Origin of the sequence: Aliiglaciecola sp. LCG003 (assembly GCF_030316135.1) — a bacterium.
Classification (GTDB): domain Bacteria; phylum Pseudomonadota; class Gammaproteobacteria; order Enterobacterales; family Alteromonadaceae; genus Aliiglaciecola.
The window spans coordinates 3,301,367-3,321,985 of sequence record NZ_CP128185.1; the positions used below are offsets into that span (position 1 = coordinate 3,301,367).

Consider the following 20,619-nt stretch of genomic DNA (forward strand, 5'->3'; position numbering starts at 1 on the left):
TGATTTTGTATCAACAGTTCAAGAGTTAAAGCAAGTGTTATGCCATCAAACATGAAGTAGTTCGAATAACCCAAGTAGGAGTCTCAATGTTATGCATGTAAGCTTTACCAGCATATTAGTATTGATGAGCTTTGCCGTCTTTTCCGTTTGGTTATTTAAGCGCATGAACCTTCCGCCCATTCTGGCGTATTTAGCTTGTGGAATTTTCGCCGGCCCTCATCTACTAGCGATTATCGATAACCCCGAAGAAATTCATTTTTTTGCCGAACTTGGCATAGTCTTTTTACTTTTTTCCCTTGGTTTAGAGTTTTCCTTACCTAAAGTGCTGGCAATGCGCCATCTGGTATTTGGAATTGGTTTAGGTCAGATGTTGGTAACCACACTGGCATTTATGGGATTAGCTATGGCTATTGGTTTTGATAGCAAAGCGGCACTGATCATAGGTGGCATGATTGCATTGTCATCCACCGCCATCGTGATCAAACAAATGGCAGAAAAAGGCACCCTCAATTCCACTCGCGCCCAGATGGTGGTGAGTATTCTATTGTTTCAAGATTTAGCTGTAGTCCCGTTACTAATACTCGTTCCATTGCTTGCGGAAAATTCTCAAACCTCGATGTGGATGGCTATTACCATGGCCTTTCTAAAAGGCACACTAGTAGTGGGTATTTTATTATCTGCCGGGAAATGGTTGTTACCGCGCATTTTTAATGAGGTGGCACGTACTCGTACCGATGAGTTGTTTGTCTTAACAACGATTCTAGTGGCACTAATTGCAGCCGGGCTGACCTATTCGTTTGGACTATCGATGGCGTTAGGCGCATTTTTAGCCGGCATGATGCTTAGCGAAAGCCAATATCGTCATCAGCTTGAAGCAGATATACGCCCATTCAGAGATATCTTAATGGGACTGTTTTTCATCACCATAGGTATGCGCTTTGACATGCATACTCTTTTGAACCAATTTCACTGGATAATACTTGGATTGATCGTCATTATGCTGGGCAAGATATTAATTATCCGAGCCTGTGCTTGGTTCTTTCGAACTGATGAAATCGACGCCTGGACCACAGGAATTAAACTCAGCCAGATGGGGGAGTTTAGTTTTGTATTGGCTGCATTGGCCGTAAATCATGAAGTTATAAGCGCTGAACAAGGCTCTTTGCTATTGGCTATTGGTGTGGTCAGCATGGCACTAACACCTTGGTTGGTTGATAACGGTTTAATTTTAGCCAAAAAATTGGCGAGTAACACAGAATTGTCTCGCGATCCTCTGGATGAAGATATTTATCATCCCAATATGACAGATCATGTGTTGATCTTGGGCTTCGGTCGCGTCGGACAATCTGTCAGTCGCTTACTAAATGCCGAGGCTATCCCTTATTTAGTGGTGGATGCAGATCCCGTCAGAGTGAGTGAAAGCCGTAGCGCCGGAGAACCTATTTTTTTTGGTGATGTGGCTCAAAAAGATATCTTACGTGCGGTCGGCATCGACAAAGCAAAATTAGTCTTATTGACCTTTGATGAACATCAAAAAGCCCTGAGCGTGATCAAAATGATCACGGATTTGCGTCCAGGTCTACCGATTGTTGTTCGCACCCGCAAAGATTATCACCTTGAAGAATTATATGCCGCTGGAGCCAGCCAAGTGGTACCTGAGATATTAGAAGGAAGTTTGATGCTGGTTTCTCAGGTGCTACATCTATCTGGCATTCCCATGTCACGAATACTTAAACGGGTACGCTCTGAAAGGAAAGGCCATTATCGTAATATGCATGGCTTCTTCCCAGGTGAAACCACGGAAATAAGTTATGGCACCAAGGATAAATTAGAATTTCTGCACGCTATCATTCTCACCAGCGATGCCTTTGCTGTTGGCAAAAGTATCGACGAATTAAATTTAACCGGTATGCGGATCAATATAAAAGGGCTGCGGCGCAAAAATATTGAAATTGCCACACCGGATCTGTCTGAAGCGCTGAAAGTCGGTGACGTCGTGGTCATTTCAGGTAAACCTCGCCGAGTAGAAAGAGCCGAGCGGTTCTTATTGGAGGGCCACTGAGGCCCAAGCCCGCCAATATAATGTCCTTCCTACCTTTCAGCAACGGTGCTCCACCGCAAGAGCAGCCAATTACGAATAACTCAATTCCCGCTAGAAAATAGATCATTACATGGACAGGCACTCACACTTACTTGAATGCAAAGACAGATACCATTACATCATTACATGGACAGGCACTCACACCTACTTGAATGCAAAGACAGATACTGGGACACAAACTATCGCTATCAGGGACGAGAGCGCTAAGCGTACAAGGAGGTATTTACAGCGTGTTTGTAGTCCAGTGCTGTCTTGGAATGTAAAAAATTAAAGGTGGGTGTCCACGTAAGAGGTAGTCCAGGACCATTACATGGACAGGCACTCACACCTATTTGAATGCAAAGACAGATACTGGGAAACAAACTATCGCTATCAGGCACGAGAGCGCTAAGCGTACAAGGAGGTATTTACAGCGTGTTTGTAGTCCAGTGCTGTCTTGGAATGTAAAAAATTAAAGGTGGGTGTCCACGTAAGAGGTAGTCCAGGACCATTACATGGACAGGCACTCACACCTATGTGAATGCAAAGACAGATACTGGGACCATTACATGGACAGGCACTCACACCTATTTGAATGCAAAGACAGATACTGGGACCATTACATGGACAGGCACTCACACCTATTTGAATGCAAAGACAGATACTGGGACACAAACTATCGCTATCAGGGACGAGAGCGCTAAGCGTACAAGGAGGTATTTACAGCGTGTTTGTAGTCCAGTGCTGTCTTGGAATGTAAAAAAAGGTGGGTGTCCACGTAAGAGGTATTTTGAAATTGCGCTGGATATCATTCAAACGGCTTCAAAGATCGATTGGCTACGACCAAACTTAAATATGGAGTTCCTACAAGAGTGGAGGGTATAACATGGCCATTTTTCGAAAATGGCCATGTTGTTCGATGGGCGTCTAGACTTTAGTCAACCAACCATGGGTGTCTTCACGATTTCCCCATTGAATTTCATTCAACGCTTGGCGCAGCTTCATGGTAGTAGGCCCTGCTTCGCCTGTTCCAACCGTGAATTCTTGTTCGTGATGAATTAAGGTACCAACAGGGGTCAGTACTGCAGCAGTGCCAGACAGAGCGGCCTCAGTGCCAGGCTTGGCTGCTCGTTCAAGTAATTCACTTACTGGAAGTTCGCGCTCACTTACCTTCATTCCCAAGTCAGCAGCCAAAGTTAACAATGTTGCGCGAGTGATACCGTGCAAAAATGAACTATCTAATCCCTTGGTGATAATTTCATTGCCATCTATCAAAATAAAATTGGCAGCACCGGTTTCTTGTACATCGCCATCCGGACAGAACAAAATTTGATCGGCGTTATGTTGTGCTTTGGCCTGCAAAATAGGTCCTAATGCGCTGGCATAGTTACCACCACTTTTAATCATGCCCATATGAGGTGCGCAGCGCATACCATCTTCTGCCAACAATAAGCGAAGAGGTTTAGCGCCACCTGAAAAATAGTCCCCCACAGGAGACAACAATACATACAACATAGATGTTGCAGAAGGAGCCGCTGCTTTACCAATTGATGGCTCTGTACCGATATGTGTGGGCCGTATGTACATTGAACCAGGTGGTTGTGGCACTTCGTCTTGGTATTTGCGTACTGCATCAATAATCATCGACGATAACTGCTCAGTGGTGAAAGCCGGTAAGTTAAGTAAACGACTACTTTGTTGCATGCGTTTAATATTTTCATCCATGCGAAAAATATACACGCCACCGTCAGCATGACGAAATGCCTTCAATCCTTCAAAACATGTGCTGGAATAATGCAGGACATGGGCACCAGGATGCATTTGAATGCTGTCAGAGGCGACAAACTTCGCTTCGCTCCATTGATTATTATCAAAAGTAGCAAGTACCATCTCTGGCATAAAAACTGTTCCAAAAGCAGCCATAGTCTTGTGTTATCTCCTGTATTATCACAATACCCCGAATCGGGTACATTATTGTTGTGGATTTTACGCTACAACTTCCACCAAACACTAGCGCTTAGCAAAGGAAATTTGCATAAAGCAGTGTATAAATTTCGATGCAGCCAAATTCAGCCGGATAAAAACACGGTCTTACAAAGCTGTTCATCCGTATTTTGCGACATGATGAGGTGTTTATCCACGATGATGCCAACTAGTTTATCCGACAGATACAATTGCAAAGATTGCTCTCGTACCCAAGGGGCAATTTGCCATTGTTTGAACCATTGTTTCAGCGGTTTCGAATGTCTTGCATCTACAGGCTTGAATGACTGAGCAAAACTTCCGGATCTAACGCTCAACTCAGACAGCAAAGTACTATCAAGTTCTGCCCTTACGGTAAGTGTTCCTAATCCATTGGGCAACTCAAGTTGTCTATTAACAAAGTGATATACCGTGACCCTAGATACTGATTGAGGGGTTGGAATACAAAAAAGATGTTGTTGATAGCGCCTGAATTGCCAGCATTGCCAATTTAGCTGTGGATTGGCATCTTGTTTAGCGTTCAAAAATTGTGAAAGCTCTGATAAAACCGCTTGGGACGGCATGGGTACTTTTTGCAGCGCTAACCAATGTCTGACAATTTGATTCTGCCAACTTTGTGAGTACTCCAATAGTTGCTGGATATCAATAGCGCCATCGTTTCTGATCATCTTGGTGAGACGCTCATTGACAACTTCCTCCAGCAAGCACTGCTGATCTGCACAAAGGCCTGCACTACGACTAACAGATTTAGCTACTCCCGGCCAACGTTGCTTAAGTTCGGGAATGATCTGTTGACGCAAAAAGTTACGATCAAACTGAAGGTTTTGATTTGACTCATCTTCCACCCACTCGAGCTGACACTCTTGAGCGAGCCGTTCAATTTGTTCGCGGCCAATAGATAAAAAAGGACGCACTAATGTAATTCCGCGTTCACGCTGCGAGCGTGCAGGCATTGCAGACAAACCTTTAGGACCCGCTCCCCGTTTAAGTTGCAAAAGAAAGGTCTCAAACTGATCATCTTGGTGTTGACCAAGTAAAATGACACCCTCATCCTCTGTACTAGCAATTAATGCCGAATAGCGTGCTTGTCTGGCGGCACTTTCCAGCCCTTCACCGGAAAAATCAGCAGGATTGACCCGAACACTTTTAAACGGAAAGTTGAGGGTATTGCAAACTCGCTGGCAATGCGCTTGCCATTGATCAGCGTTAGCACTCATTCCATGATGAATATAGACGGCTAAATAGCGATGTTGTGGAAACAGTGCGCGTAATTCTGCGCTAAGTTGCAACAATAAATGTGAATCAACCCCACCACTATAGGCCACTACAATTTGTCGAGCCGGGCAGTCAAAGTCATCCCTGAGCAAAGATGTAAGGTAGGCTTTAGACATTATAAAAAAACCGCCGAGTTGCTACAGGGCGGTTTAGTAAACACGTTGAACTGCGGTTTAACAATAACCAAATGACATAATTCTATCGTAGCGCTGTTGTAATAAATCTTCTTTAGACAAATTTTTCAACTGCGCTAACTGTTGTTTTAGGGTGGCTTTTAAGTTCGCTGCCATAGCATCATGGTTGCGATGGGCGCCGCCTAGGGGTTCTTCAATAATAGTATTGATAAGACCCAACTCTTTGATTTGACCCGCACTGACCCCCATAGCCTCGGCGGCTAATGGTGCTTTATCTGCGCTCTTCCACAAAATCGATGCGCATCCTTCTGGGGAAATAACCGAGTAAGTACTGTACTGCAACATATTAACTCGATCGCCCACGCCTATGGCCAATGCACCGCCAGAGCCGCCCTCACCAATAACAGTACAGATTATCGGTACTGTTAAGTCAGCCATCTCTTTTAGATTTCTTGCAATAGCTTCACTTTGACCACGCTCCTCCGCGCCCACACCAGGATAAGCACCAGGGGTGTCGATAAAGGTGATAATCGGCAAATTAAAGCGTTCAGCCATATGCATTAATCGCAAGGCCTTGCGGTAACCTTCAGGTTTAGGCATACCGAAATTTCGGCGAATTTTTTCATGGGTATCACGACCTTTTTGATGGCCAATGATCATCACAGGTTGACCATCTAAATCAGCCAAGCCGCCCACAATCGCTTTATCATCAGCAAAAGCTCTGTCACCTGCTAGCTCATCAAATTCTTCAAATACACGTGGAATATAGTCCAATGTATAAGGACGCATAGGATGACGGGCTAATTGTGAAACTTGCCATGCACCTAAATCTGCAAATATTTTACGTGTAAGCTCAGCGCTTTTTTCACGTAGCTTAGTGATTTCTTCCTCAATGCTAACATCGAATTCACCGCCTTGATTAACAAGACGCAATTCTTCAATTTTCGCTTCCAAGTCAGCAATAGGTTTCTCGAAATCTAGGTAATTTAAACTCATCCCGAACCTTTTAAATTTGTGTTTCAAACGCACATTTGCGTCAACTGAACTGCAACTGTACTGCCTGTTTAGACAGCATTTGCTGCAATTCGTAAATTAACTGATCTTCCGGTGTCACATACCACTGTGCCCCAAATGCTAAAACCATTTCAGCATCAGGGTGAAGCACTCGCATATTAATCGGGCAACTTCCACCTTGATAATTTTGTAAAATTGCTTGCAGTTTAGCCACTGTTGCTTGGTTACACCAGTCCGAATTAACTTCTAAACCCAAACATTTTACGTTTTTCTCCCGTGCTTGCACGATATCCATCGCATCACGGCCCGATATTGTATTGCCACCAGAGAATTCATCAAAGCTGACCTGTCCGGATATGAGCAAAATTCGGTCAGGTTGCAGGAGTTCCTCATATTTTTCGTACATATCGGGGAAAAACCTTGCATCTATCCTAGCACTCTTATCATCTAATGTGACTATGGCCCAGCGCCGGCCCTTTTTATTGGTCATAACCCGGACACCTATGACTAAGCCGACTGCAGTCGATGTAATCTCTTTACTGGTCGGTTTTAAGTCAACCAATCTTGATGAGCTATAGTGTTTAAGCTCCTGCTCATACTGATTGATAGGGTGTCCGGTTAAGTATAGGCCAAGGGTTTCTTTTTCACCGTCTAACCACACTTTCTCAGGCCAGGTAGGTACATTGGCAAAGGCTTGCTCTATTTGATCCGGTTCTGTGGTCAACAAGCCAAACATGTCAGATTGTCCATGAGATTCGGCTTTAGCGTGTTGATCCGCTGCCGCTATTGCCTCTGGTAAGGTAGCCATTAGGCAAGCCCGATGCGGACCTAAATTATCCATAGCACCAGACATAACCAATTTTTCTAGTACCCGTTTATTGACCTTCTTCAGATCTACTTTGGTACAAAAATCAAATAGATCCGAAAATGTACCCTGCTCTTTTCGTGCAGCGATAATCGCTTCTATAGGACCTTCACCGACCCCTTTTATGGCACCTATGCCATATACAATACGACCTTCAGCATCGACGGTGAACTTGTACTGACCGGCATTCAAATCAGGCGGTAATATGGTTAAACCCATCCGATTACATTCATCTACCAAGGTCACAATTTTATCGGTGTTGTCCATATCTGCAGACATTACCGCAGCCATAAACTCAGCCGGATAATGGGTTTTAAGCCACAAGGTTTGATAAGACACTAAGGCATAAGCTGCCGAGTGAGACTTGTTAAATCCGTAGCCCGCAAACTTTTCTACCAGATCGAATATTTTGATCGCCAGGTCAGGGTCAATGCCATTGTCTTTTGCTCCCGCTTCAAAAGAGCCCCTTTGCTTTTCCATTTCTTCTGGTTTTTTCTTACCCATAGCGCGGCGAAGCAAATCGGCGCCGCCAAGACTATAGCCAGACATAACCTGAGCAATCTGCATGACCTGTTCTTGGTAAAGAATGATTCCGTATGTGGGCTGCAGAATTTCTTTAAGGCATTCATGCTGATATTCGGCATCAGGATAGGAGATCTCTTCTCGACCATGCTTACGATCAATAAAGTTATCTACCATGCCTGACTGCAGCGGGCCGGGTCGGAACAAAGCTACCAATGCAATAATATCTTCGAAACAATCTGGCTTTAGACGTTTTATCAGATCCTTCATACCGCGAGATTCCAACTGGAATACTGCGGTGGTTTCTGAATTTTGTAACAGCCTAAAACACTTAGGATCTACTAAAGGAATTGCTGCTATATCAATATCAATGCCTTTGCCACGGGAAACCATATCAATAGCCCACTGAATAATTGTCAGTGTGCGTAATCCCAAGAAATCGAACTTAACCAGTCCGGCTGTTTCGACATCATTTTTATCAAACTGGGTGACGGGGTTCTTGCCTTCATCATCACAATACAAAGGCGCAAAATCAGTTATTTGGGTAGGCGCGATAACCACACCACCGGCATGTTTACCTGCGTTACGAGTTACCCCTTCCAAGATACGGCACATGTCGATGAGATCCCTGACTTCCTCATCTTGATGATATAGCTCTGGTAATCGAGGCTCTTCTACAAAGGCTTTTTCTAAGGTCATCCCAGGGGTTGGCGGGATCAACTTAGATATCCTATCGACAAATCCATATGGATGGCCCAACACACGACCAACATCACGCACTACGGCTTTAGCTGCCATGGTACCAAAGGTTATGATCTGTGATACCGCATCTCGACCATACATTTCGGCGACATGATCAATTACCTCGTCCCGACGATCCATACAGAAATCGACGTCGAAATCTGGCATCGAAACCCGTTCAGGGTTCAAGAAACGTTCGAATAATAGATCGTATTCCAGCGGATCCAGATCGGTAATATCCAAGGCATAGGCAACCAAGGAACCGGCACCCGAACCCCGTCCAGGCCCGACCGGAATATTGTTATCTTTACTCCACTGAATAAACTCCATTACGATCAAAAAGTAACCCGGAAAACCCATTTGGTTGATAACGCCTAATTCAATTTCTAGACGCTCATCATATTCCGGGCGCTTTTCTTTACGCTCTTGTTCATCGGGAAATAAAAATGCTAATCGACGCTCTAGCCCCTCTTTAGATACCTTGACCAGAAAGTCTTTGATATCCATTCCCTGGGTAGGGAAATCTGGCAAAAAGTAAGTGCCTAATTGAACGGTAACATTACAGCGTTTGGCGATTTCGACGGTATTTTGCAGAGCTTCTGGAATGTCCGAAAACAACTCACACATCTCTTCACTTGTGCGTAAATATTGTTGTTCGCTATAGTTTTTAGGACGTCGTTTGTCGTCTCTGGTGTAGCCATCATGAATACAGACCCGAATATCATGTGCCGCAAAACCTTCTTGATCGATAAAGCACACTTCATTAGTGGCCACCACGGGTAATGCTTGCTGATGGGCCCATTGAGTGGCTCGTTGGATATACTCCTGTTCTCCCGGTCGACCGGTACGAGTCAATTCTAAATAGAACCTATCGGCAAAGTGCTGCTGATAAAATTGGGTCATGGCAAGTGCCACTGGCATATTACCTTTTGTCAGGGCTTTCCCTAAATCGCCGGAAATCCCCCCCGATATGATGATCACGCCAGCTGAGTATTTAACCAGCCACTGCTTGTCAATTACCGCTCTGTTTTGTACATGGCCACGTTGATAGGCTTCGGATATCAACAGAGTAATATTTTTGTAACCCTGATTGTTCATCGCCAGCAAAGTTAAGCGAAATATCTCATCGCCCATTTCATCACTTTGCACCCAAAAATCAGCCCCTACAATAGGCTTAATGCCGTTAGCATGGGCTGTTTCATAGTACTTAACCAAACCACACATATTCATCTGATCGGTAATCGCAACAGCAGGCATTCCCAATTCTTTGACCTTGGCCAAAATGGGTTTAACTTTGTTTAAGCCATCCATCATCGAGTAATCGCTATGGACCCTTAGATGAATAAAACTATTGGAAATGACGTGGCCTTCAGACTGCATGAACCACTCCGCTATGCTGCAACAAAGCCTGTTGTACAGGTTTAAAACTCATTCGATATTCTTTGGTTGGGCCAAATTCCGCTAATTTTTGCATATGCGCCTTTGTTGGATAACCTTTATGTTGATCAAAGCCATATTGAGGGTATTGCAAATGCAATGCTTGCATCTCCTGATCTCGGGTGACTTTCGCCAGTATAGAAGCCGCTGAAATCTCAGCGACACTGCCATCACCTTTAACTATGGCTTCGCTAGCATACCCCCAATTGGGACAACGATTGCCATCCACTTTTACGAAATCGGGTCGTATGCTGAGACCATCTACTGCCCGTGTCATGGCTAACATAGTAGCTTGTAAAATATTTAAATGATCAATTTCTTGCGGGCTTGCCCGCCCAATAGCCCAACTTAAACTGCAATCTAATATTTGCTGAAATAAAGCATTGCGTTTCTTTTCGCTCAATTTCTTTGAGTCGTTTAATCCGTCGATCGGTTTATGCGGGTCCAAAATCACTGCAGCGGTAACCACATCGCCCACCAAAGGACCTCGCCCTACTTCGTCTACACCCGCCAAAAAAACCATGGCTGAATTTGTATTAGTCACGTTTCGGCCCTTCAATTAATTCCAGTACGGCAAGTGCAGATTGTTTATCTGCATCTTGTTTTAACATTTTATGTAGGTCTACAAATTTTTGGCTAACTTGGCTATTCTCACCTTGCAACATCGGGACAATATACTCGACTATAGTGGCCGGGTTGACATCATCTTGGAGTAATTCAGGCACAATTTTCTGGTCTGCCAACAAATTCGGCAATGAGAAATATTTCGCTTTGTACAGCTTCTTCATCATTTGATGAGTAAGCCATCTTAACCGGTAAGCCACTACCATAGGTCGTTTGCATAACATGGCTTCCAAAGAGGCCGTGCCAGAGGCAAGCAGAATTGCATCCGCGGCAATCATCACATTACGTGACTGACCGAGCAAAACCGATACGGTTAATCCCTCAGGATAATCTTGCTGTTGTTTGAATTGACTAACAATTAATTCAATCTGCTGTTTTCGAAGCTCATTAACCGCTGGGATCAGAACACGTAGCGGCCCTATTGTGTTACTTGCAAGCGCTGCACTTTGAAGGAAAATATCCAGCAGCATATTGACTTCACCGGCACGACTACCGGGTAATAAGGCCAGAACTTTTTCGTCGGCCCCAACGGCTAGGTCAGTAAATGACTGTCGAGCTAGCTGTTGATCAGGTTGCAGTGGAATATCATCGGCCATAGTGTGGCCAACGAAACGACAGGGAAAACCATGTTTGTCGTAGACTTGCTTCTCAAACGGAAAAATACTCAGCACTAGGTTGGTGGCTTCACCAATCCCATAGATACGATTTTCACGCCATGCCCACACAGTTGGGCTCACATAGTGCACCGTTTTAATACCGAGTTTTTTTAATTTCTTTTCAAGTGGGAGATTAAAATCAGGGGCATCCACGCCGATATAGACATCGGGCTTGTTGGCTTTGAAATATTCAAATACTGTTTTGCGGATATGCAGCAGTCGGCGAATTCGCGATAAAACCTCTACCAACCCCATGACTGATAACTCTTCCATGTCAAACAGCGTCTTACACCCTTGCTGTAACATGTTGGGACCGGCAATCCCTTCAATGATTGCATCTGGGTGTATCTGTCTTATTTGTTTGATAAGACCTGCTGCAAGTACGTCACCGGAGGCTTCTCCGGCAACAATTGCAATTTTAAGGGGCTTGGCGGACATTTCAGAAAAACACAGGGTTAAAGGCACATGCTAACGAATGATGCCTCTGGATGAATTCGCGACGAATTCTGCCATTTGACCTACTTCGCTAGTTTCTTTGGCCATTTCACGTAATTTCTCAACTGCCTCTTCGGCGCGATTTCCGCTACGATAGAGTATTTTATAGGCTCGACGGATTTGAAGAATGGCATCTTTATCGAAACCTCTTCGACGTAAGCCTTCGGAATTAATTCCCGCCGGTGTATTGTCAGTTCCGCTTACCATCACGAAAGGTGGAATATCACGAAGCACCACACAGCCACCACCGGTAAAACTATGCGAACCAATATGGCAAAATTGATGCACGGCAGTCATTCCACCAAGGATCACTGAATCACCTAAATGCACATGGCCTGCTAAGGTAGTATTGTTGGCAAGGATATTATCGTTACCGACCATACAATCATGAGCTACGTGGACATACGCCATCAACAAGTTGTTAGAGCCGATAGAGGTTAAGCTGTTGTCTTGTACGGTGCCTCTGTGCAGTGTGACACACTCACGGAACACATTATTATCGCCAATTTCTAGTCTGGTAGGCTCACCAGCGTATTTCTTGTCTTGGCATTGCTCGCCGACAGACGCAAATTGAAAAAAGTGGTTGTTCTTGCCTATTTTTGTTGGGCCTTTGATCACCACGTGTGACTCAATAATAGTGCCGCTGCCAATTTCAACATCGGCGTCGATCAAAGTGTAAGCGCCAACCTGGACGTCAGCAGCTAATTTTGCAGAAGGATGAATTATAGCAGTTTGATGGATCACAGCTTACATTTTCCTCATTGCACACATAAATTCAGCTATACAGGCTTCCTTTCCATCAACACTTGCCGTTCCGCGGAATTTCCAGATCCCACGCCGTTCTTTGACTAACACAACGTCAAAGTCCAGTCTGTCACCAGGAACAACTGGAAGTTTAAAACGTGCATTGTCTATGCCAGCATACAAGTATAACTCATCTGTATTTCCAGCCGTTTTAAAACCTAGTACACCGGCCGCTTGTGCCATGGCTTCTAGTATCAATACGCCAGGGAAAATCGGCTTACCCGGAAAATGACCGGTGAAACATGGCTCGTTAAAAGTAATGTTTTTATAGGCTTTAATTGAATCACCCAAGGTGTAGTCAGTTACTCTGTCAATCAACAAAAAGGGATATCTGTGGGGTAACAGCTCTAGTATTTCTTCTATTTCGATAGGGTTTAAATGGTCGGCCAAAGGCTGATCTCCTTTAATCAGTGAATAAGCAAGACTAATTCACTATTTTGAATGTTGTTTTTCCAACGCTTTGACACGATCAGCAATAGATGAAATTTGTCTTAAATAAACGGCATTTTTGCGCCATTCCCGATTGGAAACAGCCGGCATCCCAGATGAATACACCCCGGCTTCGCTGATACTTTTTGTTACCATACTCATACCAGTGAAATGGACATTATCACAAATATCGATATGCCCGTTGATACCGCATAATCCCGCAATAGAACAATTACGCCCAAGTTTAGTACTTCCAGCGATTACGCTGCAGGCAGCCATCGCAGTGTTTTCTCCCAAGTGTACGTTATGGGCGAGTTGTACTTGGTTATCAATGATAACGCCGTCTGCAATGATGGTATCTTCTAGCGCACCGCGATCGATTGTAGTACTGGCTCCAATTTCAACTCGGTTGCCTATCACAACTTTTCCAAGTTGCGGGATTTTAATCCATCGACCTTTGTCATTGGCATAGCCGAAACCGTCGCTACCTATCACTGTAGCCGATTGCACTAAGCATTGCTCACCCATAATTGTATTATGATAGAGGGAAACATTTGCCCATAATTTAGTATAGCTGCCAATCTGACAGTTTTTACCAATAAAACACCCAGCACCAACTTGCACATGATCGCCTAGCACTACACCCGACTCTATTACCGCATTGGGACCAATACTGACACCTGTCCCAAGCACCGCGTCCTCGGCTATCACTGCGCTTGCAGCTATGCCTGAGGCGGCGTCAGGAGTGGTATCAAGAGCTTGGGCAGCTAGTGCAAAACCCACATAAGGATTTGTATGCACTAACGCTGTACTAGGGCAATGGGATAATTCATCAGGATGTAGAATTACAGCTTGTGCTGTCGTGTCAGCAAGTTGATTACGATACTTGCTATTGGACAAAAAAGAAATCTGACCAATGCCCGCACCGGCCAAGGTTCCCAAACTATTTATCTGGGTATCTTCGTTATCATCGCCAGATAAATGTAACGTTGCACCTATCTTTTCTGCCAATGACTTAAGACTGATTGACTGCATGCGGGCTCCTAGCCTTACTTCATTTGGCTAACTTTCTTCAATACTTTTTCAGAGATATCGTATTGAGGAGTGGCAAATACTACTGCTTGTCTGTCTAGTACCAAATCAAGTTTTTCTTCAGTAACTACCGCTTGAATAGCTTGATTAAGTAGCGTAACGACTTTTACGTTTTCTTCTTGTCTACGCTTTTGGATTTTTTCCTGTAAAGGCTTAGCAATAGCTTCATATTCTGTATTGGCAGCTTGCAAACGTTCTTGCTCCGCTTTGATTTGCGCTTCGCTCATGGTCGGAGCATCTTTACGTAACTTCTCTAAATCTGCCGCCATTTTCTGACGCAAGGCTTCTACTTTTGTGCCTTCATCTTTAAACTCTATTTGCAGAGACTGGCTACTAGCAATGGCCTGAGGCATCTGCTGCACGATAGCGTCGCGATTAACAACTCCAATACGTTGTTCAGCCATAGCTGCTGAACTTAATAGTGCGCTGCTTAACAATGCGGTTGCAAAAAGTGTTTTAACTAACTGTTTCAAGGGTAACTCCTTCCTGTTGTTATATTTTTTGGTTAGCCTAATTGCTAACCTAAGATTAAAATGTTTGGCCTATATTGAAGGTGAAGAATTTAACATCATCACCAACGCGTTCTTGTAGTGCTCTAGAAAAACTGAATACCATAGGGCCCATGGGTGACAGCCATTGTACAGAAACTCCAGCTGAAGCTCTATAGCGAGTCCAATCGCTATAGTCTGAAACTGGGTCAGCAGCGCTGTTAGCCGCATCTAAATCTCTATATTCTTTAAAGTCAAATTCGGTATCCCAAACGTTACCCACATCGAAAAAGAAACTCGAACGTACAGAATTATCTAATTCTTCACCAACAAAGGGCGTCGGTACAATAAATTCTAGTCCGCCCAATAACATCGCGTTGCCACCAAGGGATCTTGAAGAAACACTAATTAAGTCGGACTCTGGTCCTAAGTAGATAGTTCCATCCGGACCTTGGATACTGCGGGGATTTCTTTGAACGCCTCGTGGTCCAACGGTATTATTCTCAAAGCCTCGTAAGGTATCGCTACCACCAGCCGTAAAGTTCTGGGTGAAAGGTAACACTTGTTCATTTCCGTCTGTATCACCATAACCATTTCCGTAACCTGCACGAAGCCTAGCCAAAATAGACCAACGCTGATCTCTGGTTAACGGGAAATAAAATTTGTTATCTATAATACTTTTAAAGTAATTAACGTCTGAGTTAGGGGTTGTAATACTGAAGGACGCACTTTGTGATGACCCTGCAGTTGGGAAAATACCTCTGTTAAGTGTGCTGCGACTCCACGAGACCGATGCTAAGAAACTATTGTAACTGATCGGTGCATCCGGATTGCTCGGGTCGATAAATTGACTATAGAAACGATCCGTTTGTTCATAGGAGCTACGACGAGACAACTCGACGTCACTGTATGTCATACCAAAGTTTATTCGGTTGAACTCGTTAATTGGATAGCCAACATTCACCCCAAGGGAGTACTGTTTACTGTTGTACTGGATTAGGTTGGCATTACCTGCATCGAATTCACTGTAAGCAATATTTCCACCTAAACTGATACCATCTATGGTGAAGTAAGGGTCAGTATACGAAAGCTGCACGCTCTTTTGGTATGACACAGTACTGATATTAAATGCCAGTCGTTTACCCGTACCTAAAAAGTTATCTTGTTGAATACCAGCTTGAAGGCTTAAGTTGGTTCTATCACCATAACCTATACCGGCATTAAAAGACCCAGATGGCTGTTCTTTGACTTTATAGATGACATCTACTTTGTCATCTTCACCGGGCAGGCGCACAGTTTCAAAATCCACTTCTTCCATATAGGTCAATCTGGATAAAGTATTTTTCGATGAATCAAGAAGATTATTCGATAACCAGGTACCTTCCATTTGGCTTACACCTTGACGCAATACATCGTCGGCGGTCACGGTATTCCCTTCGAAATTAATTCGGCGCACATAAATACGTTTGCCTGGGTCAACCGACAGGGTCAATTTTACCGTCTTATCTTCATCATTTATTTCTGGGATGGTGGTTACTTGTGGATAAGCATAACCAAAACGACCGAGATACTTACTAATAAACTCTTCTGTATAAGTCACCTCAGCTTGATTATAAAGCTCGCCACTAACCAATGGCATTATAGCTTTCATATACTCTTCATTGCCAAGCACATCACCTACAAGTTCAACGTCTGAAATCCGGTACTGCTCACCTTCAGTAATATTCAAAGTGATATAAATACCATCTTTTTCAGGTGTCATTGATACTTGAGTGGAATCGACGGTATAACGTAAATACCCTCTGTCGAGATAATAACTGCGTAATGTTTCCATATCGCCCGAAAGCGTCTGCTTCTGATAACGGGTTTCAGATAAGAAATCCCACCATGGAGCATCGAATTTTAATTCCATTTGACGGAATAGTTCAGCATCTGAAAAGACTTCGTTACCGACGATGTTGATTTGTTGAATTTGGGCGGAGTCGCCTTCTTCAAAGAGAAACTTCAGATCGATTCGATTTCTAGGTAAAGGCGTGACTATGGCACTGACATCAGCATTATATTTACCTATGCTGTAAAAGAAGTCCTTTAGACCATTCTCAATACCGGTTAATACGGTTTTGTCTAGTGGCTCACCCACGCGAATATTGTTGCCTTCGAGACTTTCCTGCAATTGTTCATCTTTGATGTCATCATTGCCATCAAAGATAATATTACTGATAGTCGGACGCTCTTTTACCCGCACCACTAAAGTCGTGCCATCACGTAAAATTTCTATGCTTTCAAAATGCGTAGAGGAATACAGACTGCGGATCAGCTGAGCACTGCGGAAACTGTTCATTTGATCGCCAACTTTGACGGGCAGATAAGTCAGCGCCGCTCCAAGAGCAACCCGTTGTAATCCTTCCACTTTAATATCAGACACCAAAAACTCGTTTTCAGGTGCTGCATTTGCAAAGCTAGCACTGGATAACAGTAATCCGGCTACAACTAACTGTTTTAACTTCATTTATTAATATTCTTCCTAAGCACTCAATGCTAGTCACTACACAGCATCTTGTTCAATGCGCGTTATAGTCGCGCAATATCATTATAAAAGGCAACGGCCATCAACAGTATTAAGATGATTCCACCAATCTTAAACCCAACTTCCTGAACCGACTCTGAAACCGGACGCCCCGTTAAAAGCTCTATAAAGTAATAGAGTAAATGGCCGCCATCAAGCACAGGTAGAGGTAAAAGGTTAATTATTCCCAAATTCACGCTAATTAAGGCTAAAAAGCCTAAAAAAGCGACAATACCATAACTGGCACTCATACCTGCCCCTTGGGCAATGGATATAGGTCCGCTCAAATTTTTAACCGATACGTCACCGGTAAATAGCTTACCGAGCATATCAAGACTTAATGTTATCAAACGCCAAGTACTATCTACTCCTTGAAACAAAGCATCGATAGGACCATATTGTTTTACGAATATATAATCCTCAGGCCATGGCTCTCGATAGGAGATGACCCCGAGTAACCCTTTGCCTGACCCATCGGACTTCACTCCAACAGTGGCATTTAAGATCTTTATTTCACCCTCTCGTTCAATAGTAATTGCGACGTCTTGCAACGGATGTTGTTCGATCAACTCCACTGTTTGTTCCCATTTTTCAACAGGAGTTCCATTGAACCCAACAATTAAGTCATTCTCGCGCAAGCCAGCGTTATAACCTGGAGAATATTTCTCCACCATGGCCATTTGATTTGTTGCCTTGGGAACAAATGGGATTATACCTAAACTAGCCAATGCAGATTGTTTTTCTGGGTCAAATTGCCATTTAGTTAAATCTAATTCAATAGTACGGGTATAACCTGCCGAACTTGAAACTTGCATGGGTACGCTAGCATCACCGATGGCTCCCATTATTTCATAATTCACTTCCTGCCAGTCAAGGGTCTCACGGCCTGCCAATGCGATAATTTCATCGCCCGTTTGAACCCCTGCCTGGGAGGCTATTGAATTTGCTTGGACGTCACCAATCACCGGCTTTACTGCCTGTTCGCCAATCAACAATAGAAAATACATGGCTAGGACGGCAAATAAAAAATTAACAATAGGTCCGGCGGAAACAATCGCAATTCGCTTCAATACAGGCTGACGGTTGAAAGCATAAGGCAAATCAGCCTCTTTAACTTGCTCCACTCTCTCATCAAGCATTTTCACATAGCCACCAAGGGGTATAGCTGCGATCACATACTCGGTTCCTAAGGAATCAGTGGTGCGCCAAAGCGCTTTGCCAAAGCCAATTGAAAAACGTTGAACTTTGACGCCACAACGCCGAGCAACCCAAAAATGTCCCCATTCATGGACAGCCACTAAAATTCCTAGGGCGATAATAAAAGAGACTAAATTCCACAGGAAAGCGATCATGCACAGGCCTTATCTAATTGCTGCAACGCCAACTTTCTAACTTGCTGATCTAATGCGATTACGTCATCTACTGAATTTAAAGCACAGGCTTCACTTTGTTCCACAATCCGCCGATTCAATCTGGCGATATCAGTAAAACGAATGCGCCCAGACAAAAATGCCTCAACGCTAATTTCGTTCACCGCGTTCAGTGTTGTAGTGGCATATTGACCTGCTTTACAGGCCTCAATTGCCGTGCGTAAATTAGGGTATCTATTGAAGTCGGCAAGCTCAAAACTAAAATCCGTCAGGGCCGAGAAATCCAATGGCTTGACACCTGAATCAATCCGCTCGGGAAAAGACAAACAATGGGCAATAGGGGTGCGCATATCGGGGTTACCCATTTGCGCCAATACTGAACCATCGACGTATTGGACCATGGAGTGAATGATACTTTGTGGATGTAACACAATTTGAATATCTTCGCAGGCTAAGCCGAACAGCCATTTGGCTTCAATGAATTCCAAGCCTTTATTCATCATGGTAGCTGAGTCTACTGAAATTTTTCTACCCATATCCCAATTCGGATGAGCACAAGCTTGATCGGGAGTGATTTTATCAAAACTATCTAACGGACGAGTTAGAAACGGACCGCCTGATCCCGTCAATAAAATTTTGGCAATACCTGATGCCGCTAAATCACCGTACTCAAAGCTCTGCGGAAGACACTGAAAAATGGCATTGTGTTCGCTATCAATTGGCAATAGTTGTGCACCACTTTTATTCACTTCTTGAATAAAAATATCACCACACATTACTAAAGACTCTTTGTTGGCTAGCATCACCTTCTTACCTGCTTTGACAGCTGATAAGGTCGGTAGCAAACCCGCAGCGCCTACAATAGCGGCCATTACACTGTCGACGCTTTCCAATTGAGCGACATGACATAGGCCCTGGTGGCCGGTTAACAGCTCACAAGATAGTTTGGCGCGGGCTAATTTTTGCTTAGTCTGCAGGTAATTTGCCTGATCGGAAATGACCAAAAACTCAGGCTGACAGGTTTTTGCTTGTTCTATTAACTTATCTATATTGCTGTGCGCCGTTAAGGCGACGACGTTAAATTTGTCTGGGTGTAGAGCTATCACATCGAGTGTGCTCTGACCTATTGAACCTGTTGCCCCTAGAATTGTTATGTTTTGCATCAAGCCATCCACATAACATAACAGAAGGCAAACACAGGAAACGCAGCAGTAAGGCTATCAATTCGATCTAATAACCCGCCGTGACCCGGTAATATCTTCCCGCTATCCTTAATACCGGCGCAACGCTTAAACATACTTTCATTCAGATCACCCAGAGCTGACACGGCCACGGTTAATCCACCTATCAGTATGTGCATCCATATACGGGTAGGGTCGACTTGGTAATGCAAAGCAGCAAAGCCAATGATCGCAGTGGAGGCGCCAATACCGCCGAGTAAACCTTCCAATGTTTTGCCGGGCGATACATTAGGGCGTAATTTATGCCGACCAAATTTAACCCCAACAAAAAATGCGCCTATATCTGCCGCCCAGACGATACCCAGTACATAGAAAATTAACGAAACACCATAAAAGGGATCTATATCATGCATATGTGAACGTAACGAAACCACCGCCACCCATGTGGGGATCAAGGTTAGAAATCCAAATAAGCAGCGAATAGATTTACTGTTTTTCCAGATTGCGGAAAAACGCGGATAAGCCAATATCATCAGCAATGAGACTAACCACCAAATAGCAGCAATCCCCAAAATCAATTTATACACTGGGTTTAATGCACCTTGATACCAAATTAATTCTGTGGGAACCAAATAGGTTTGCAATAAACAACAGGCTAAAATAAATACAGCAAACAAGGCTTTGTAGGGGCGTTTCGATATACCTGACATATTTGCCCATTCATATCCCCCCATGCCCATCACGAAAGCGATAAAGATTTCGAACCAAAATAACGGTAATAATATTATTGCTGCCAACGCTAAAGGCGCTAGGATAAGAGCAGTTATGATGCGCTGCTTTAACATAGTATTGAACTACTCCAA

General features: G+C 43.9%; 15 protein-coding genes. 1 reads left to right on the top strand and 14 read right to left on the bottom strand.

Features of this window, described 5'->3' with window-relative positions; all coding sequences use genetic code 11:
• The first annotated feature begins 91 nt into the window (after positions 1 to 91).
• Complete coding sequence (locus QR722_RS14400; RefSeq protein WP_286283605.1) at positions 92 to 2,062, top strand: monovalent cation:proton antiporter family protein; 1,971 nt, start codon at positions 92 to 94, stop codon at positions 2,060 to 2,062.
• A gap of 945 nt (positions 2,063 to 3,007) precedes the next feature.
• Here the strand turns inward: QR722_RS14400 and QR722_RS14405 are convergent.
• From QR722_RS14405 to QR722_RS14470, 14 genes are all read right to left on the bottom strand, one after another.
• On the bottom strand, positions 3,008 to 4,003 hold the full coding sequence (locus QR722_RS14405) for a branched-chain amino acid aminotransferase (protein ID WP_286283606.1): 996 nt from the start codon (positions 4,001 to 4,003) through the stop codon (positions 3,008 to 3,010).
• A 146-nt stretch (positions 4,004 to 4,149) separates the two neighbouring features.
• Entirely contained in the window at positions 4,150 to 5,454 is a 1,305-nt protein-coding gene (gene tilS, locus QR722_RS14410; protein ID WP_286283608.1) for a tRNA lysidine(34) synthetase TilS, read from the bottom strand.
• Positions 5,455 to 5,511: 57 nt separating this feature from the next.
• A complete protein-coding gene (gene accA, locus QR722_RS14415; protein ID WP_286283609.1) occupies positions 5,512 to 6,468 on the bottom strand; it encodes an acetyl-CoA carboxylase carboxyl transferase subunit alpha in 957 nt (318 codons plus the stop codon).
• 40 nt (positions 6,469 to 6,508) lie between these two features.
• Entirely contained in the window at positions 6,509 to 9,994 is a 3,486-nt protein-coding gene (gene dnaE / locus QR722_RS14420; RefSeq protein WP_286283610.1) for a DNA polymerase III subunit alpha, read from the bottom strand.
• Positions 9,984 to 10,574, bottom strand: a complete 591-nt coding sequence (gene rnhB, locus QR722_RS14425) for a ribonuclease HII (protein ID WP_286287688.1) — start codon at positions 10,572 to 10,574, stop codon at positions 9,984 to 9,986. The genes dnaE and rnhB overlap by 11 nt, the downstream gene beginning before the upstream one ends.
• Positions 10,575 to 10,587: 13 nt before the next feature.
• On the bottom strand, positions 10,588 to 11,769 hold the full coding sequence (gene lpxB / locus QR722_RS14430; protein WP_286283611.1) for a lipid-A-disaccharide synthase: 1,182 nt from the start codon (positions 11,767 to 11,769) through the stop codon (positions 10,588 to 10,590).
• A 30-nt stretch (positions 11,770 to 11,799) separates the two neighbouring features.
• Positions 11,800 to 12,570 (bottom strand): acyl-ACP--UDP-N-acetylglucosamine O-acyltransferase, encoded by a 771-nt coding sequence (gene lpxA / locus QR722_RS14435; RefSeq protein ID WP_286283612.1) that lies wholly within the window; start codon positions 12,568 to 12,570, stop codon positions 11,800 to 11,802.
• A 3-nt stretch (positions 12,571 to 12,573) separates the two neighbouring features.
• Entirely contained in the window at positions 12,574 to 13,020 is a 447-nt protein-coding gene (gene fabZ / locus QR722_RS14440; protein ID WP_286283613.1) for a 3-hydroxyacyl-ACP dehydratase FabZ, read from the bottom strand.
• 42 nt (positions 13,021 to 13,062) lie between these two features.
• Positions 13,063 to 14,094, bottom strand: coding sequence for a UDP-3-O-(3-hydroxymyristoyl)glucosamine N-acyltransferase (gene lpxD, locus QR722_RS14445; protein WP_286283614.1), 1,032 nt, complete (start codon positions 14,092 to 14,094; stop codon positions 13,063 to 13,065).
• A 14-nt stretch (positions 14,095 to 14,108) separates the two neighbouring features.
• Positions 14,109 to 14,624, bottom strand: a complete 516-nt coding sequence (locus tag QR722_RS14450) for an OmpH/Skp family outer membrane protein (RefSeq protein WP_286283615.1) — start codon at positions 14,622 to 14,624, stop codon at positions 14,109 to 14,111.
• Positions 14,625 to 14,679: 55 nt separating this feature from the next.
• The gene (gene bamA / locus QR722_RS14455) at positions 14,680 to 17,148 is read right to left on the bottom strand and encodes an outer membrane protein assembly factor BamA (protein ID WP_286283616.1); all 2,469 of its coding nucleotides are present in this window, start codon (positions 17,146 to 17,148) and stop codon (positions 14,680 to 14,682) included.
• Positions 17,149 to 17,210: 62 nt separating this feature from the next.
• Positions 17,211 to 18,557, bottom strand: coding sequence for a sigma E protease regulator RseP (gene rseP / locus QR722_RS14460; protein ID WP_286283617.1), 1,347 nt, complete (start codon positions 18,555 to 18,557; stop codon positions 17,211 to 17,213).
• Complete coding sequence (gene ispC, locus QR722_RS14465) at positions 18,554 to 19,738, bottom strand: 1-deoxy-D-xylulose-5-phosphate reductoisomerase (RefSeq protein WP_286283618.1); 1,185 nt, start codon at positions 19,736 to 19,738, stop codon at positions 18,554 to 18,556. Before ispC ends, rseP begins: the two co-directional genes overlap by 4 nt.
• Positions 19,738 to 20,601, bottom strand: coding sequence for a phosphatidate cytidylyltransferase (locus tag QR722_RS14470; RefSeq protein WP_286283619.1), 864 nt, complete (start codon positions 20,599 to 20,601; stop codon positions 19,738 to 19,740). Before QR722_RS14470 ends, ispC begins: the two co-directional genes overlap by 1 nt.
• Between the last annotated feature and the right edge of the window lie 18 nt (positions 20,602 to 20,619).

Bases quoted from the DNA above. Each gene is read 5' to 3' on its own strand.
- tilS (WP_286283608.1), bottom strand. From the start codon at position 5,454: ATGTCTAAAGCCTACCTTACATCTTTGCTCAGGGATGACTTTGACTGC.
- lpxB (WP_286283611.1), bottom strand. From the start codon at position 11,769: ATGTCCGCCAAGCCCCTTAAAATTGCAATTGTTGCCGGAGAAGCCTCC.
- accA (WP_286283609.1), bottom strand. From the start codon at position 6,468: ATGAGTTTAAATTACCTAGATTTCGAGAAACCTATTGCTGACTTGGAA.
- QR722_RS14405 (WP_286283606.1), bottom strand. From the start codon at position 4,003: ATGGCTGCTTTTGGAACAGTTTTTATGCCAGAGATGGTACTTGCTACT.
- rseP (WP_286283617.1), bottom strand. From the start codon at position 18,557: ATGATCGCTTTCCTGTGGAATTTAGTCTCTTTTATTATCGCCCTAGGA.
- bamA (WP_286283616.1), bottom strand. From the start codon at position 17,148: ATGAAGTTAAAACAGTTAGTTGTAGCCGGATTACTGTTATCCAGTGCT.
- lpxD (WP_286283614.1), bottom strand. From the start codon at position 14,094: ATGCAGTCAATCAGTCTTAAGTCATTGGCAGAAAAGATAGGTGCAACG.
- dnaE (WP_286283610.1), bottom strand. From the start codon at position 9,994: ATGCAGTCTGAAGGCCACGTCATTTCCAATAGTTTTATTCATCTAAGG.
- QR722_RS14400 (WP_286283605.1), top strand. From the start codon at position 92: ATGCATGTAAGCTTTACCAGCATATTAGTATTGATGAGCTTTGCCGTC.
- QR722_RS14470 (WP_286283619.1), bottom strand. From the start codon at position 20,601: ATGTTAAAGCAGCGCATCATAACTGCTCTTATCCTAGCGCCTTTAGCG.
- ispC (WP_286283618.1), bottom strand. From the start codon at position 19,738: ATGCAAAACATAACAATTCTAGGGGCAACAGGTTCAATAGGTCAGAGC.
- rnhB (WP_286287688.1), bottom strand. From the start codon at position 10,574: ATGGTTTTTTTGGCGGGTGTAGACGAAGTAGGGCGAGGTCCTTTGGTG.